This window comes from Chloroflexota bacterium, from assembly GCA_011322445.1.
Taxonomy (GTDB): domain Bacteria; phylum Chloroflexota; class Anaerolineae; order Anaerolineales; family DRMV01; genus DRMV01.
On sequence record DRMV01000048.1, the window covers coordinates 106597 to 122676 of the forward strand.

Here is a 16080-nt window from a genome sequence, read left to right on the forward strand (position 1 = left end):
CTACGGGGCCAGAAAACGGCTCAACAGCGGGTGCACCCGCTCAGGTTGCTCAATATGGGGCAGGTGCCCTGCTTCGGGAATCTGCTCTACGGTCACGTGCGGCACCAGCATCCGCAGCACCTCGGCCTGTTGAGGCGGCACGGTGGCGTCGTGCTCACCCCACAATGCCAGCACGGGCACCAAAGCCCGGCCTAAAGCCAGGAAGGCCTCTTCGTGAGTGCCCAACATGCCCATCCGCACGCTGCGGTGAATGGCGCGGAAAAAGCCCTCATCCATGAACGCCCGATAGATGGCGGGCAGGCTGGAAGGCATCCGCTCAGGGCGGTAGAAATCGTGCCGCAGGCCCTCGCTGAGCACCTGACGCCCCTTGAAACACAAGACCCACTCCCCCACCCCCGGCAGCGCCAGCAAGCGCGCTTTCCAATCCATCGGCACGCCTGCCACGACGGGGTCAATCAGCGCCACCGCGCGGGTGCGCTGGGGGTAACGGCCGGCAAAGGCTGCCGCAATGGGCCCGCCCATGGAAAGCCCCACAATGCCCAGCGGCTGCCGCAAAGGGATAGCCTCAACCAAGGCATGCAATTGCCGGACATAGCATTCCAGGCCATAGTCACAATCCTGGGGGCTTTCCGGGCGCGCCGAGCGGCCACGGCCATAGAGGTCGTAGCGCAGAACGCGAAAACCGGCTTCGGCCAGATGCTCGAACGTGCCATCCCACACACAGGAAGGCACCGAGAAGCCATGAATCAACACCACCGGCGGCCCGCTTTCAGGGCCAGCCAGTTGATACCAGGTTTTGCCCGCGGGCAACGTTGCCCAGCGGCCTTCGGAAGCAGGGGACATGCTCGCACCGCCGGAGAGGGAAGGGTGAATTGGTTACATGGTTACATGGTTGCCTGGTTACGTGGTTACAGAGTTACCTGGTTGGCGGGTTTCCAGGCCGGTGAGCACCCGCTCGCCTGTGAGCGGGAAGTCGTGATACCACACACCCACCGCCTGACGCATGGCATGCATCACCGCGGAGGCAATCGGCAGGAAGGGCATTTCGCCCATGCCGCGCGCGCCATACGGCCCGCGCGGGTCGGGGAATTCCAAAATCAGGGGGCGAATACGCGGGGGAATATCCTTGACCGAGGGAATGAGGTAGGTCGAGAGGCGGTCGGTCACAACATAGCCATCTTTCTGGATGAAGTTTTCGACCAGCGTCCAGCCCAGCGCCTGCACCACGCCGCCCTCGATCTGGCCTTCCACCTGCTTGGGGTTGACCGCCCGGCCAACGTCGTTGCCCAGAATGACATCGAGCACCCGCACCTCGCCGGTCTCGGTGTCCACTTCCAGCGCCACCGCCGCGGCCACGTAGCCATAAGCAAAATTCGGTTCAGCAAAGCCAGTGGCTTCGTCGAACGGCGTGGTCGGCGGGGCTTTGTAAACGAATTCCACCGAAACCGGCCGCTCGCCCGCCCGCCAGCGCCACAGCGCCCGCTCGGCCGCGCCCTTGACCGCGTGCCCGGCCATGAAAGTCAGGCGGGAAGCCGACGCGCTGCCTGAATTTTCGGTGAAGGCGGTGTCGGAGACGCGCATTTCCACCTTTTCGGGGGCAATGCCCAGGGTTTCGGCGGCAATTTGCAGCATGGCGGTGTGGTGCCCCTGGCCCACTTCCGCCCCCGCGATGGACACCACCGCGTGCTCGATTTCGTCATCGCCGGTCAGTTCCACCTTCGCCCAACTGTTCTCGGGGAAGCCGAAAGAAAAGCCAACGTTCTTGAAGCCCGCGGCAAAGCCAATGCCGCGCTTAATGTGCGGCTTCGGAAGACCGCCCCAGCGGGGCCAGGCCGTGTCGTCCGCATCTTCGGGGCGATACCAGCCCTGCGGCTCCTTGCGCCAGCCAGCGGCCTTGGCGGTCTCCTCAATGACCTGAGCGATGCTCACGCCCGGCGGCACCGGCGTGCCCACCGACATCAGGCTGCCTTCCCGCAGCACATTGCGCAACCGAAGTTCCACCGGGTCCATGCCCAGGGCTTCGGCGAGTTTGTTCATCTGCATTTCGGCCACGAAGTTACCCTGCGGCCCGCCGAAGCCGCGGAACGCGCCGCCCGGCACGTTGTTGGTGTAAACCGCGTAGCCGTCCACCCACACATTCGGGATTTCGTAGGGGCCGGTGCAGGTGATGACGGCGTTGCCCAGCACCTTGTTGCTGGTGTACCAGTACGCGCCGCCGTCGGCAATCAGTTCCACCTGTGCAGCAATGACCTTGCCCTCTTTGGTCGCGCCCCATTTGGCACGCATGAAATACTGGTGGCGTTTGTGGTGGCCAATGATGGATTCTTCGCGGCTCCAGATGATTTTGACAGGGCGGTCGATGCCGCGCTGGTGCAGCCGCCAAACGGCTAAGGCGAGCACGATCTGCACCGACATATCCTCCCGTCCGCCGAACGCGCCGCCAATGGCCGGGTAAATCACGCGGATTTGCTCTTCGGGCAATTGCAGCGCGTGGGCAATCTGCTCGCGGTCTTCATGCGTCCACTGCCCGGCGACGTACACCGCAATGCGGCCTTCCTCGTCGATGAATGCCACGCCTGCTTCCGGCTGCAGGTAAGCGTGCTCCTGGGGCGGCGTGTGGTATTCGCCTTCCACAATGACGTCGGCCTGGGCGAAGGCGGCTTCCACATCGCCCTTGCGGATGCGGTCGTGGGTAAAGATGTTGGTGCCGAGTTCGGGGTGCACCAGCGGGGCATCGGGCTGCATGGCTTCCCGCGGGTCGGTCACGACTGGCAGGTCTTCGTATTCCACCCGGATGAGGTCGCGGGCGCGGGCCGCGATTTCCTCGGTTTCGGCCACCACTACCGCGACCTGGTCGCCCACAAAGCGCACCCTGTCGGCGTAAGGCTTGTTAGAGCCAGGCCCGCAGAGCACCGGCTGGTCGGGTTCCATCAAGCCGTATTCGTTGTTGGGCACATCTTTGGCGGTGAACACGCCCAACACGCCGGGCAGCGCCTCCGCGGCAGAGGTATCAATGCTCACGATGCGCGCGTGGGGCCTTCCGGCGAACAGAATTTTCATGTAAGCCATGTTGGGCAGGTCAATGTCGGCAGGGAAGAGCGCCCTGCCGGTCACTTTATCAGTGGCATCAATGCGGCGCAGGGATTGACCGAGGGTGTTCATGGAAAACCTCCGAAAGAGTGAGGATGAGGTTCGAGGGGTGGAGGGAGGTAAGGAAGGTAATTGGAGGGATTGGGGGATTGGGGGGATTGGGGGATTGGGGGAACGGAGGTCACTGGGGAGCGCAAATCCTCCATCGCTCATTGGCGCTTCGCGATTCGCTCCGCTTCGCGACTCAACAGCCGCCGCAAAATGGCAATCGCCGACGCATACGTCGGGTCCATGCCATAATACGAAAGGCTGCCTGCGCCCAGGTTTTTGCCTTTGCTCAGAGGCGTATCCGAAGCGTAATGGATAATGCCCAGGTCGAAGGGCATCCGCTCAGCCGAAAAATGCACGATTTCGTCGCGCGGATAGCGTTTTGGGCGCACCATTTCGTAAACAGCCGAGAGATAAGGCCCGGCTTCCATTTCAATGTCGGTGTAACCTTCACGGTAGAAAACGCCCATGTAACCCGCAGTTTGCAAAAAAGTACCCCGTACCGTGACGGCTTTCTGGTTGTCGAGCACCGTGCCGTAAACCAGGTAAGGGCTGACATCGTGGGCGCTGAACGCGTTGGGGAAAAGGTAAGTGTTGCGGGAGTGCTCGTCGTGCACCACGTTGGGGATCATCACGTCGCCAATCGCGCCGTTGAGCGTCGCGGCCTTGCCCATGATATACACCCCGCGCACTTCACCCACCCGCTCAGCCACCTGGGAAAGCACATGATAAGCCGCCAGCCCCAAGGGATAGTCGATGTTGAGAATGAACGCGTCGCTCTCTGCAAGCACATCCCACGGCAGGTCACGCAGCCGCGGGTCCACAAACTGCGGCTTCAACCGGCAGATTTCCACGACCTGGGCTTCGAGGTCAAAACTATGCTCCGAGGGAATGCGGGCAATGCCCAGCGACGCTTCATGCGCCAGTTGGCCCGCGCGGGTGTGGCGTCCTTCGGGGGTGTGCTGATATTTCTTGAGGACGTAGTAGAGGAAATTCTCCCGGCTGGAAGGCATCGCGCCCCGCTGAATGGCTTCCCACTCGTGCTGCAAGAGTGGGTCACCCGAAGCCTCGACAAAAGTCAGCAGGGTTTTCGCATGGCGCAGCGCATAGCCGGAAAGCAAATTCGGCAGGCTGTGCGGGTTGCTGGAAACAAAATACACCGGTCGGGAAAGCACATCAGGGGCGTGCTCTTCCACCCGGTCCCACCAGGCGTAGGTTGCCCGACGATATTCATTGAGCGAGCCGCTCAACAACTGCACGAAAAAGCGCCGCTTATGCTGGCGCGCCAGCCGCAGGTTGGGCAAAAAAGCCTCGCCCCACACCTGCCGCAAACGCTGCAAGTCGTCCACGCTCATGCGCAGCGCCTCGGCCAGCGCGTGATCCTCGGTCTGACCTTCCAGCAAATCGGGGGGGGCTTCCTGCAACAGCGCGTGAAGTTTGTTCCATTCAATCTGGTAAGCCGTCAACATGGGCACGACGTCGTCAATATCGGACCGGCTGGCGATATAACAGGCCAGGGTTTTTTCGCCATCCCAAAAACAGCGACGCCGACGGGCGCGTGCTGCCACCGTCTCCCAGGTTTCCACATCGCCCACCCCGTGGCGTAAAAACACCTGACGGCTCTGCCCCAACAACACCCGCCGCGCCTGCACAATGCACGCCGGCAAGCGCAAAATGCCGTAAATGAAGGCGTTCAGGTCAGGCGCCGGTTCTCCCGCGTGGGGGTGCAAGAGGGAATTCGTGCGCTGGTGCACTTCTTCCAGCGCACGCACCGGCACTTCGTCCGTGCTGCGGAGCAGGGAGTAATACGTTCGCAGATAAAGTTCAATCTCTTCCGAAGCCGTGCGCGGCACCGTGCGTTCCATGGGCTACCATTCCTCCTCATCCCGTCGGCGGGCGTTCATCGACCACGAAATCAGGCCCTGCACCACGCCCCACAGCGACCACAACACCGCCCACAGCGCCAGCACACCAAACACATACACACCCGCGTAAGGCACCGGGCCGGGCACACGCCACGCCGGAGGAATGGGCACCCAGCCGTGCGTCAGATCCATCCGCACCAGAGCAATGCCCCCCACCAGCGCCAGCAAAAACACCACCGCCCCACCCCATGCGCTGATCTGCCGCTGAGAAATCCGCTTGCGGCGACGCTGCGGGCGCTCAATATCCAGCGCCGTGTAAGGGGTAATGCCGGCAGCGCGGTACATCAGGGCATAGAGCGCCGAATACAAACCGTAAAAGAGCACCGCATACCCCACCGTGAGAATAAGAATAGCCCACGAAACCGGCAGGCCGTGAGGGCGGGCAGCCAAATCAGGGGGCACGGCAAACCAGTGGTACTGAGCGTTGTATTCCAGCGTCAGAAGGGCGGCAAAATAGGCCAACACGGGCAGCAACACAGCCATCACGCAGCCAATGCCTCCCCAGGCCGCGGGGCCACGCGTGCGCCTGGAAAACGAAGGAAGTTCCGGACGGTCGCCCGACGGGCGGTACATGCCCATGCTTGCCTCCTCTGCTCTCAAAAGCCGAAACGCTCGCGAGGGAAACCGCGGCGGGCGTTACGAAGCATCCTGGGCGGCTTTTTCCACCGCGCGCACAATCTTGTAATAGCCCGTGCAGCGGCACAGGTTGCCGCTCAGCGCGTGCTGAATGGTTTCCCGGTCGGGATGCGGATGCTCCTCCAGCAACTTCACGGTAGTCATCACAAAGCCAGGCGTGCAGAAACCGCATTGCACCGCGCCGGCTTCCACAAACGCCTGCTGCACCGCGTGCAATTTGCCATCCTGGGCAAGCCCCTCGACGGTCACCACTTCCCGGCCATACGCCGCCGGCGCAGGCACCAGGCAACTGAGCGTTGCCACGCCATCTAAAAACACCTCGCACGCGCCACACTCGCCCTCGGCGCACGCCTCTTTCGGGCCGGTAAAGCCCACTTCTTCGCGCAGCAACCGCAGCAGGCTCTTGCGGAAACCGCCTTCCAGGCTCACTTCGCGCCCATTCACCCGCAGGCGGATGGGCGTATCTTCGGTGAGCACCACGGTTTCGGGCAGCGGTTTGGGTTGAGGGCGGGTTTTGCCCCACAGTAGCGGCGGCTTTTCAGGGAAGTCTTCGGCCTCGCGCCCCTCGGCCAGGCGCTGCAAAGCACGCTTGACCAGCACAGCCACCATGCGGCGGCGGTAAGCCGCGGAAGCGCGCAAATCGTCGATGGGGCGGGCGGCCTCAGCCGCCAACCGTGCCGCCTCGGCGACAGTAGCCTCATCCAGCCGCTTGCCCCGCAAAAAGGCTTCAGCCTCGGGGGCGCGGATGATCGTCGGGGCCACCGCGCCAAGGGTAATCTTCGCCTCTTGCACCACCTCGCCTTCCAGCGCGAGCACTGCCGCCGCGCTCACCACCGAAATCACCTGTGCCTTCCGCAAACCCATTTTGAGGAAAACGCCGCGCTGATTGGGCTGCATCGCCGGGAAGGCAATATCGGTCAGCATTTCATCGGGCGCCATCACCGTGCGACGCACACCGGTGTAAAACTCGCTCAGCGGCACGGTGCGCTCGCCGCGCACGGAACGCAGCGTGACCTGCGCGCCTAACGCCATGAGCGGCACAATCGTGTCGTTGGCCGGAGAAGCCGTGACCAGATTCCCCGCGATGGTGCCGCGGTTGCGGATCTGCGGTGACCCTACCCCAAAACTGGCCTGCGCCAGGGGGAAGCCATATTGCCGCAACAGCGGCGAAACCTCGGCCTGGCTGTGCAGCACCGTGGGGCCAATGTGCACCCAACCATCTTTCAGCACAATTTCGTTCAGCCCGGGGATGCGGGTGACGTCGATCAAAACGTCCACGTTGGGGCGCACTTTCCGCTGCAATTCCAGCATCAAGTCGGTTGCGCCCGCCACGATACGCGCCCGCTCGCCGTGCTCGGCAAGGGCTTGCAGCGCGTCTTCAAGATTGGCGGCGAGGATGTAAGTTTTCCACATGGGGGCAACTCCGTGTCAGATGTTCCAGTGTCAGGTGTTCCAGTGTCAAGTGTTGAGGGGCGCTACTCCAGCAACCCTAACACCACGGGCAACAACTGTTTCTTGCGCGAAACCACGCCCTCGGCCATGCGGGTGCCGTCGGGAAGGCGCGGATAAGGCATATCGTTGAGCACCTCGGGCGGGTTGGCCAGCACCAGTCGGCTGGAGCCGCGCACCACATCGGTGACCATCAGAATAGCAAAATCCAGCCCCCGGCTGGTGCGCAACCGCTCCAACGCTTCGCTGATGGCCTTCAGGTGCTCATCCAATTGCACCAAACTGGTGACTTCAGCCTGAGCAATGGCGAAATGGAAACCACCGGCCTCGTACATCTTCAAATCGGTGGAAACCACTTCATCGGCAGAGCGGCTGGAAAGCCCCGCCCCGGCATCAAGCAGCGCCTCGCCAAACGACTGGACAGTTTCGCCTTCCAGCGGGCTGCCCATGATGAACGTCCAGCGCGCCAGGCGTTCCGCGGCCTGACGGTCGCGCTCGGTGGTGGTAGGCGAGGTCAAAATCAAAGTGTCGGAAAGCAGCCCCGCCAGCAGCAGGCCGGCGATTTCCGGCGGTGCGCTCAAACCCGCCTCGGCAATGCGCTCAGAAACCAGCGTGCTCGTGCTGCCCACCACATCCACCGTGAAGCGAATGGGGGCCTTGGTATGCGGGTTACCCAACCGGTGGTGGTCGAGCACCTCCAGCAATTCGGCTTCTTCCAGCGCGCCAATGGCCTGCGAAGGCTCGTTGTGGTCCACCAGCACAATGCGCAGGCGCGGCGGGTTGAGCAAATCGCGCTGGCGGCAAACACCATGATAGCGCCCTTTGTCATCCACCACCAGGAAGAAGTTGTGCTCTTCGCGCAAAATCCGGTTGAGGGCGTCACGAATGTGAGTATCGGCGCGGAAACGGGGCACGCTGGTATCGCACGCTTCGGCTGCAGGGCGGGTGAGGAAATCGGCAATTTGCTGCCCGCTGCCGTCGGGCCGTGGGCCGACCAGACGCCCCAAAAAGTCGAACAGGCTGAGGCCGGTAATCAGGCCATAGGGCGTGCCGTCTTCGTTGACCACAGGTGCGACGCCACCCGTGCGGTTGGCAATGGCCCAGGCATCGCGCAAAGGCTGCGTGGGGGTCACCGTATCCATGCGGCGGGAAACCGCCGAAAAGCGCGGCGAGGCATCGGTGAGCAGTTTGGGTGGTTTGAGGCCCAGACGGTCCAGCGCCCAGGTGGTTTGGGGGTTGAGGGAACCTGCGCGCGCCGCGACAGCATTCAACCCATCGCGCTCGCTCAACAGCCACGCATACCCCACAGCCGACGCAATGGAGTCGGTATCGGGATTGACGTGGCCCACAACGTAAAGGGTGCCTTTTTTCATCGGTCACCTCGGCAAAACAGGGAGAAAAGCGCGGCCATTCACCGTGACAGAAACGCCCCGCGCCCGCCGGAAGCCACCGGACGAGGGCAGCCACAGAAATTCTACCACGGGAAGTCTTTCACAAAGCAAAAAAACCTGCCAGGCCCACAAGACCTGGCAGGTTGAAGGCAACGGCTTGCCAACCTTACTTCTGGGCTTTCTTCGCCCGCCACACCTTCTCGGGCGTGACCGGACCGCTTTCGACCGAAGCGCCCAGCGCGTTGTAAACCGCGTTCGCGACTGCCGGGGCCACGCCATTGAGCGGGTATTCCGAAACCGATTTCACACCAAAGGGGTGCGTGGCCTCGAAGGTTTCCACGAAAATGGTCTTCAGCCGCGGCATTTCGGGCGCCAGCGGCACATGGTAATCGCGGAACGAGCGCACCAGGGGCTGGCCTTCGGGGGTATAGGGCATCTCTTCGACAATGCCGTAACCCAGCCCCTGGTTGACGCCGCCTTCCACCTGCCCCGAGGCGGTCAGCGGGTTGATGACCACGCCCGCATCGGCCACAGTGGTCAGAGCATCGACCCACACCTGGCCGGTTTCCGCGTCCACGGTCACTTCGGCCACCTGCACCGCAAACGGCGGCGGAGAGGCCGGCGCCATGAACGAAGCCGCGCCCATGATCTGCTCCTGATTTTCATGGTGAATGCTGTTGAAGCCAATTTCGGCAAACGTCACGCTGCGGCCATCAGGCGCAGTGGCTTTGCGGTCGGCCAGTACGATGTCGTCGGGGGAAACCTCAGGGCCGTCGCCGCGGGCGTTGAGCATGGCGGCAGCGCGGGCGCGGATGCGCTCGGCCACCTGTTCTGCCGCTTTGGTCGCTGCCGCGCCGCTGACATAGGTGGTGCTGGAGGCGTAAGCGCCTTTGTCGAAGGGGGTGAAGTCGGTATCGCCGGAAACCACAATGATGTCGTCCAGCGGCACACCCAACACCTCGGCAGCCATTTGCGCGAGCACGGTGTCGGAACCGGTGCCCAGGTCGGCCGCGCCCACCATCATGTTGAACGAGCCATCCTCGTTCATCTTGATGAACGCGCCGCCCATGTCCAGTTTGGCGATGGCCGTGCCCTGCATCAGCAAGGCCAGACCAATGCCCCGTCGCAGGTGCGGCTTGCCGGGTACTTGCTGCCATTCGGGGTTGTTGTATTTCTCATCCCACTTGACGGCTTCCCTGGCCTTAGCCACGGCCTCGGCCAGTGCGTTGGTTTCGATGGTTTCAGGGCTGGGTTCCCGCCCTTCGTTCCACGCGAGGCTGAAGGGATGGTACTCGCCGGGACGAATGGCGTTCTTCAAGCGGAACTCGATGGGGTCCATACCCAGCGCGTGGGCAATTTTCTCCATGTGGCGTTCCACCGCGAAGAAGCCCTGCGTCGCGCCGTAGCCACGATAGGCCCCCGAGGGCACCGTGTTGGTGTAAACCGTATCGGCGTAAAAGCGGATGTTGGGGTGCTTGCGATATTCACCATCGCCGACGTAGAGCGCCATGGCCTTGTGGCCGGTGTTGCCAGCCACGGTAAGCGCGTGGCCGCCGTAAGCGCCGGTGTTGGAAAGCGCGTACATTTCGTTGGCGGTGATGGTGCCATCCTTCTTCACACCGGTCTTGAGGCGAATCTTCATGGCATGGCGCGGGCGAGCCGCGGTAAATTCCTCTTCGTCGGTGTAAACGTATTTCACCGGCCGCCCCGTCACAATGGTGAGGTGGGCAGGCACGTCTTCCACCAACACTTCCTGCTTGCCGCCAAAGCCGCCGCCAATGCGCGGCTTGACGACGCGGATTTTCTTGATGGGCAGGTTGAGCACCGGCGCCAGTTGCCGCCGCACGTGGAAAGGCACCTGGGTGCTGGTGCGAATCACCAGGCGGTCGTTCTCATCCCAATAGGTGATAGCAACATGCGGCTCGGTGTAAGCCTGATGGGCGCGCGGCACTTCATACTCGCCTTCGAAGATGAAATCCGCCTCTTTGAAGCCCTTTTCCACATCGCCAATGTCAATGCGGATGCGCGCGGCGACGTTCTTGCTGGGGTCCGATTCGCCAAAATTGACATATTCCGGCTCGTCGTGGATGATGGGGGCGTCTTCTTTGAGCGCGTCTTCGGGGTCCACAATGGCGGGCAGTTCTTCGTATTCCACTTCGATGAGTTTCAAGGCCTGTTCGGCGATTTCCTCGGTTTCTGCAGCCACGAAAGCCACACGGTCGCCCACGAAGCGCACTTTGTTGTCTAACGAGAAGGTGTCGAGCGGGCCGGGGATGGGGTCGGACTGCCCGGCAGTGGCATAAACCACGCGCGGGATGTCCTTCCAGGTGAGCACCGCATGCACGCCAGGCAGCGCCTTGGCCTTGCTGGTATCGATGCGCTTGATGCGGGCATGCGCCACCGGCGAGCGCAGCACTTTGGCAATCAACATGCCGGGCATCTCGAAATCTTCGGTGAAGGCCGGTTTGCCCTGCACCAGTTTGAGGGCATCGACCTTGCGCTCGGGTTTGCCCACCCGGCGGTAGTTTTCCACCTGGGGCACAGCGTACACTTCGGGCATGGCCTCGGCGGCAAACTTGCGGGCCTTTTCTTCGTCGCCGCGCATGCGGGCAGCGGCCAACAGCACCGCCTTGACCGGCTTTTCGTAGCCGGTGCAGCGGCACACCACGCCCGAAAGGGCTTCCCGCACCTCTTTTTCGGTGGGGTCGGGGTTTTCGTCAAGCAGGTGCTTGGCGGTCAGCAACATGGCAGGCGTGCAGAAGCCACACTGAATTGCCCCAACCTCTACGAAGGCTTCTTGCAAGGGGTGCAAATCAAGGTTGAAATCCCAGCCGGTTTCCTGCCCCCCCAGGGCATCGACGGTTTGGATGGTGTGGCCTACCGCCTGAGCAGCAAGCAGCGAGCAGGAATACACCGGCTTGCCGTCGAGCAACACGCTGCAGGCGCCGCAGGTGCCATCGTTGCAGCCGCGTTTCACGCTCGTGTAACCCAGGTCGCGCAGGGCGTCGAGCAAGGAAGTATTCGCCGAAACTTCGACGGTATGTTGCTTTCCATTGACATTGAGGGTAATTTCCATAGTAAAAACTCCTGATAAACGCATCAACAATCGAACCGCAGATGACGCAGATGGCGCAGATCTTCAGGACGCCAAGGTCGCCAAGATGACGCCAAGAGCGCAAAGAGGCAAGATAACGCGCCGCGTGCTTTTCTGTGGAATCGGTGTAATCTGTGGTTTCTTACTCCAGCGAGGCCAAAGCGCGACGGACGAGGACAACAGCGACCTCGCGGCGATATTCGGCGCTGGCGCGATAGTCGGTGGCTTCGTAAGCCGCGTTGCGGGCCGCCTGCTCTGCCCCGCTGGCATCGGGGCCATCCATCGCGAGGTGGGGGGCGTCGCCCCAGCCACCGAGCACAATGCGCGTGCGTCCCGAAGGCCATTGCGCCACCGCCACCACCAGCAGGGGACGGGCCAGCGGCGAGGGGGCAACGGTTTCCAGCGCAAGTTTGGCATTTGAGGGAACAGTTACTTTGGTAATCAGTTTGCCACGCAAGTGCTCCCAACGGGCGGGGTAAAGTTCGCCCAGGGGCAAAGCCTCATCATCAGGGGCCAGCGTCAGCCGGGCATCCAGCGCCATCATTGCAGCAGCAAACGGCGAAATGCCGTCCGCGGCCACCAGCGTTCCGGCAACGGTTTGCAGGAAACGGCGCGTATAGGGGGTTTCCAGGTGAGCAGCCTCTTGGAGGGCCTGCGGCAAATCAGCTTTCAGCAGGTTCTGCAGCGGGGTGGTTGCGCCGAGGTCAACGAAGTTGCCGCGAGGGGTAATGCCCGTCAGACCGAGATCCTGCAAATCCACGACGGCGACGTCCTCCTGCGGCAGCGCGGGAGGACGCTGCTGAGCATTCAGAAAAGCCCCACCCGCCAGCGGTACGGTGAAGGGGGTTTCACGCGCCAGCAAAGCGAGGGCTTCTTCAAGGGTTTGGGGGCGATGGTATTCCAGGTGCATGGTTCACTCCTCAGGGGTGCAATCAGGGTAAACTTTCCAGCCAAGCGCGTCGGCATCCATTCGAGAAAGTTCCTCTTCGGGCACAGCGAGCAACATGCTCTCGGCCTCGGCAAGGGGCAGGGCGTTCTCGGGGTCGTCGTCGGCCAGGAAGACACCACCCCAGGCCGTCACAACCCGCCCGCGGTCTTTCACCGCCCGCCCTACAAAGCGAAGGGGCACGCCCACGGGCACGTGCTGACGATATTTTACCGTCAACCGGGCTGTAAAGAGCAAACGCGCGTGCTCAGGATCAGTGCCCATGACCGAGCGCCCTACCACCTCATCCAGCAGCGAGGCCACAATGCCGCCGTGCGCCATGCCGGGGTAGCTCTGATACTGCTCCGGAATGGTGTACCAGGCGGTCACCTCCTGCTCGCCGGTCTGATAGAAACAGGCCTTCAGGCTATACGGGTTCGCCAGTCCACACACAAAGCAATGCAGCGAATTGGGCTGCAGAACCTCGCGCAGTTCCGGGCGCACAATGGGGCCGGCAGGCTTGCCGTGAGCAGCAGCGAAAGGCGGTTTCATAAACCCTCCGAAGGAAAGGAATCTGGTGCCAGGGCTTCGGCGCTAATCGGTAGGAAACCGCGCCGCCGTGGGCTTCACCGGCCGCGGGATGGCAACCGGGGCCCGAGCGGCAAAATGGGGAAAGACGTGCGCCACCAGGCGCAAATCCTGCGGCCAATCCAGGTCGCGCGCCAGCCCTTCCCGCTCCACCACAGCCACAGGAAGCCCCGCCTCTCGCGCCAGCGCCAGGTGCCGGGGGAAGGAACGCGGCCCATAGGCGTATTCCATAGCCCCCAGGGGGCTGAGGGCAAGGCCATTGGTGCCTGTACCGCTGGCGTTGGGGGCCAAAGCCACGCCTTTAGGGCGCGGGCGGGCTTCTAACAAGGCGCTCACGTCGGCCACGGTGAGCAACGGCAAATCGGCAGGCAACACCAAAATGGTCGCCACCGCCGAAGAGCGCAACAGCATGGTCGCACGCTTGAGGGCAAGGTTGAGTTGCGAATTGCCCTGCTCTTGTAGCGTGTGGGCGCCATAATCGCGTGCCAGGGCTAATGCAGCACTATCGCGGCTGACGACCAGCGTCCGCTCAATTTCGGGCACCTGCCGCAGCACTTCCAGCGTATGGGTAAACAGATAACGGTTGAGTTGCGTGCGCTCTTGCACACTGAGCACATCCGCCAGGCGAGATTTACCCCGCCGCAGCGGCTTGACGGGAACCACGGCTACGGTGGTCAACGGTTACTCCTTGAACGCTCGCGATGGCTAAGATCGCTAAGCGAGGTCTTTTCGCAGGGCTTCAGGATGACCCGCGAGCGCCTTCCTGCACGAAGGCTCCATAGCATACCATGCCTTCATTAAGAGGAGCGTAGAAGGTCGCCTTGTCGTCACGGCGGCGCCGGGCATAAGGGCGCACACAAGCACGCTCGACCAGGGGAAAAGCAGCCATTTACGCTTCGGCCGTTGTCCAATCGTCCACACTCAATTGCACGCCTGCTTCTTCCAACATCCGGCGGATTTCCAAATCCAACATCCGCACAATCAACCCTTTGCGGAAGCCTGCCACCCGTTCCATTGCCAGCATGTAGTTCTGGAAATACCCTTCCGTGACCAAACCAGCAATGACATCGGTCGCCCGCTTGAATGCCCCGTAAACGCGCTCGGCCTGGTCTACCTCAAACGTCTCCAGACACTTATGCAAAAAAAGCTGCTGCACCCGGCTGGTCATGCCCAGCATATACGGGTTGCTGACCTGACGGGCAATATGGATCAAGCCAACCACCCATTGCTGGCGCCAAAAATCTTCGGTAAAGTTGCCCTGCACCACATCTGCATACCAGGCCTTCAAAGAGCGCTCTCGCGCCGGCCTTTCGCCTTCCCGAAAGACTTTGGCCGTAGGTTCATACGAAAACAGCAAATCATAAAAAGCCTGCGCGAGTTCATCAACCCACGGCAAAGTGACGTCAGCCGTCTCTCGCAATATCAGGGCATCTTCTTTCGAAAAGCCCGTGAGGGTAATCAGGTCGCGCAAAATGCTCTCAATAGCCATAACGGACATACTCCCAACGTGCTATGTTGTCTTGATTTTGCTCCTAAATTGTATCATGTTCATCACGAAGCCACGCCAGCACTTTCTCAGCCAACCGCCGCCGCTTTTCGGGAGAAGTCATCAGGGTATCCGTTACCAAGACGCGAGGCACATGCCGACGCACCGCAGCAGCCTGGGCAGCATCGGTAGTATCGAGCACAAAATGGGAAACCACCCCACGATAGTGCTCGGCCACGGCAGGGGCGGAAGGCTCGACGCCCAGTTCCCGGAACATCTTTGCCGCGGGGCCTTTGACCGCCTTCCCACCCACAATGGGGGAAACCGCCACCACCGGCTTGCCAGCCAGGGCTGCCCGCACGCCGGGCACCGCCAGAATGGGGTCAATGCTCACAAAGGGGTTGGAAGGCGCCAGCAGCACTGCGCTGGCTATACGAAGCGCATCCAACACGCCAGGAGCCGGGCGCGCCTGCACCACCCCCGCAAAGCGGAAACCGCGCACCCGCGGCTGCCAGCGGCGATGCACGAAATATTCCTGAAAGGCCATTTCGCCTTCGTCGGTGAGCACCACGGTGGGAATCGGATGATCACTGACCGGCAACACACGGGCAGGCACACCCCACGCGCGGCAGAAAGCCGCGGTGATCGCGCTCAGAGGTTCCCCCGCACGCAGGCGGCGGGTGCGCTCAAGGTGGGTTGCCAAATCCAAATCACCCAGGCGGAACCAGTCTGGCCCGTCCAAGGCAGCCACCGCCTCCATCACCCGCCACGATTCCCCCTGCCGCCCCCAGCCTGTGGCGGGGTTTTCCAGTTCGGCCAGGGTGTAGCACACCGTGTCTAAATCGGGGCAGATTTTGAGGCCAAAGTGCTCGAAATCATCGCCTACGTTGACAACCACGGTCAAATCCGCGGGATTGGGCAGGGCCTGCATCACGCCGTGGGCAAATTTTGCGCCGCCCACACCGCCAGCAAGGACGACGATGGACATGGAAGGGCTCCGGAAAATGAAGAATTAGGAATTAGGGAGTTAAGGGGTTAGGAGGTTAGGGGGTGAAGAAGCGGCAAATCAGGTTTTGAGCGCAGAAGCCATAACGCCACAGATAGAACACACCCACGGCCATCGCGCTCATGCTGAGCACAACCCACAACGCTGTGTGGATCCGCCGCCAGAGGCTGGGCTCGGCTTCCCAGCCGACGCCACGTGCAGGCCAGCCCAGGCGGTGCAAGGCGTCGTTCAACGGAGGGTAAAGCGGCGCAGAAAGGAACAAAGCCCGTAACACACCCAACACAATGAGCAGCACCGCGCCGCCTGCCAGCAAGGCGCCGCCACCCACGGCAACGTAAAGGCCTATGAACCGCACCACTTTACGGCGGTCAGGGGCTTCCTGCCAACCATAGCGCCAAAGCAGGCGAAAGGCTTCGCGAAAGGAAGGCATAACAAGAATTAG

Annotated in this window: 13 protein-coding genes; all 13 read right to left on the reverse strand. The window is 62.1% G+C overall.

The window, feature by feature from the left end:
- Positions 1-843 (reverse strand): alpha/beta hydrolase, encoded by an 843-nt coding sequence (locus ENJ54_10960; protein HFC10352.1) that lies wholly within the window; start codon positions 841-843, stop codon positions 1-3.
- Between the two features lie 57 nt (positions 844-900).
- Entirely contained in the window at positions 901-3162 is a 2262-nt protein-coding gene (locus tag ENJ54_10965; protein HFC10353.1) for an aldehyde oxidase, read from the reverse strand.
- A 137-nt stretch (positions 3163-3299) separates the two neighbouring features.
- Complete coding sequence (locus ENJ54_10970; GenBank protein ID HFC10354.1) at positions 3300-5003, reverse strand: hypothetical protein; 1704 nt, start codon at positions 5001-5003, stop codon at positions 3300-3302.
- Between the two features lie 3 nt (positions 5004-5006).
- A complete protein-coding gene (locus tag ENJ54_10975) occupies positions 5007-5642 on the reverse strand; it encodes a hypothetical protein (GenBank protein HFC10355.1) in 636 nt (211 codons plus the stop codon).
- A 57-nt stretch (positions 5643-5699) separates the two neighbouring features.
- Entirely contained in the window at positions 5700-7112 is a 1413-nt protein-coding gene (locus tag ENJ54_10980) for a hypothetical protein (GenBank protein ID HFC10356.1), read from the reverse strand.
- A 62-nt stretch (positions 7113-7174) separates the two neighbouring features.
- Positions 7175-8521 carry a CBS domain-containing protein gene (locus tag ENJ54_10985; protein ID HFC10357.1) on the reverse strand — a complete coding sequence of 449 codons (1347 nt, stop codon included), beginning with the start codon at positions 8519-8521 and terminating at the stop codon, positions 7175-7177.
- A gap of 184 nt (positions 8522-8705) precedes the next feature.
- Positions 8706-11615 (reverse strand): 2Fe-2S iron-sulfur cluster binding domain-containing protein, encoded by a 2910-nt coding sequence (locus tag ENJ54_10990; protein HFC10358.1) that lies wholly within the window; start codon positions 11613-11615, stop codon positions 8706-8708.
- Between the two features lie 160 nt (positions 11616-11775).
- A complete protein-coding gene (locus ENJ54_10995) occupies positions 11776-12543 on the reverse strand; it encodes a hypothetical protein (GenBank protein HFC10359.1) in 768 nt (255 codons plus the stop codon).
- A 3-nt stretch (positions 12544-12546) separates the two neighbouring features.
- Positions 12547-13110 (reverse strand): PaaI family thioesterase, encoded by a 564-nt coding sequence (locus ENJ54_11000; GenBank protein ID HFC10360.1) that lies wholly within the window; start codon positions 13108-13110, stop codon positions 12547-12549.
- Between the two features lie 42 nt (positions 13111-13152).
- The gene (cofC, locus tag ENJ54_11005; protein HFC10361.1) at positions 13153-13824 is read right to left on the reverse strand and encodes a 2-phospho-L-lactate guanylyltransferase; all 672 of its coding nucleotides are present in this window, start codon (positions 13822-13824) and stop codon (positions 13153-13155) included.
- A gap of 211 nt (positions 13825-14035) precedes the next feature.
- A complete protein-coding gene (locus tag ENJ54_11010) occupies positions 14036-14644 on the reverse strand; it encodes a hypothetical protein (GenBank protein HFC10362.1) in 609 nt (202 codons plus the stop codon).
- Between the two features lie 34 nt (positions 14645-14678).
- Positions 14679-15620, reverse strand: a complete 942-nt coding sequence (locus tag ENJ54_11015) for a 2-phospho-L-lactate transferase (GenBank protein HFC10363.1) — start codon at positions 15618-15620, stop codon at positions 14679-14681.
- Between the two features lie 55 nt (positions 15621-15675).
- A complete protein-coding gene (locus tag ENJ54_11020) occupies positions 15676-16068 on the reverse strand; it encodes a hypothetical protein (protein HFC10364.1) in 393 nt (130 codons plus the stop codon).
- Between the last annotated feature and the right edge of the window lie 12 nt (positions 16069-16080).

Excerpts from the sequence above, each read along its gene's own strand:
- ENJ54_10960 (HFC10352.1), bottom strand. The coding sequence starts at position 843 with ATGTCCCCTGCTTCCGAAGGCCGCTGGGCAACGTTGCCCGCGGGCAAA.
- ENJ54_10985 (HFC10357.1), bottom strand. The coding sequence starts at position 8,521 with ATGAAAAAAGGCACCCTTTACGTTGTGGGCCACGTCAATCCCGATACC.
- ENJ54_10995 (HFC10359.1), bottom strand. The coding sequence starts at position 12,543 with ATGCACCTGGAATACCATCGCCCCCAAACCCTTGAAGAAGCCCTCGCT.
- ENJ54_10975 (HFC10355.1), bottom strand. The coding sequence starts at position 5,642 with ATGGGCATGTACCGCCCGTCGGGCGACCGTCCGGAACTTCCTTCGTTT.
- ENJ54_10990 (HFC10358.1), bottom strand. The coding sequence starts at position 11,615 with ATGGAAATTACCCTCAATGTCAATGGAAAGCAACATACCGTCGAAGTT.
- ENJ54_10980 (HFC10356.1), bottom strand. The coding sequence starts at position 7,112 with ATGTGGAAAACTTACATCCTCGCCGCCAATCTTGAAGACGCGCTGCAA.
- ENJ54_11010 (HFC10362.1), bottom strand. The coding sequence starts at position 14,644 with ATGTCCGTTATGGCTATTGAGAGCATTTTGCGCGACCTGATTACCCTC.
- ENJ54_11015 (HFC10363.1), bottom strand. The coding sequence starts at position 15,620 with ATGTCCATCGTCGTCCTTGCTGGCGGTGTGGGCGGCGCAAAATTTGCC.
- ENJ54_10965 (HFC10353.1), bottom strand. The coding sequence starts at position 3,162 with ATGAACACCCTCGGTCAATCCCTGCGCCGCATTGATGCCACTGATAAA.
- ENJ54_11000 (HFC10360.1), bottom strand. The coding sequence starts at position 13,110 with ATGAAACCGCCTTTCGCTGCTGCTCACGGCAAGCCTGCCGGCCCCATT.
- ENJ54_10970 (HFC10354.1), bottom strand. The coding sequence starts at position 5,003 with ATGGAACGCACGGTGCCGCGCACGGCTTCGGAAGAGATTGAACTTTAT.
- ENJ54_11020 (HFC10364.1), bottom strand. The coding sequence starts at position 16,068 with ATGCCTTCCTTTCGCGAAGCCTTTCGCCTGCTTTGGCGCTATGGTTGG.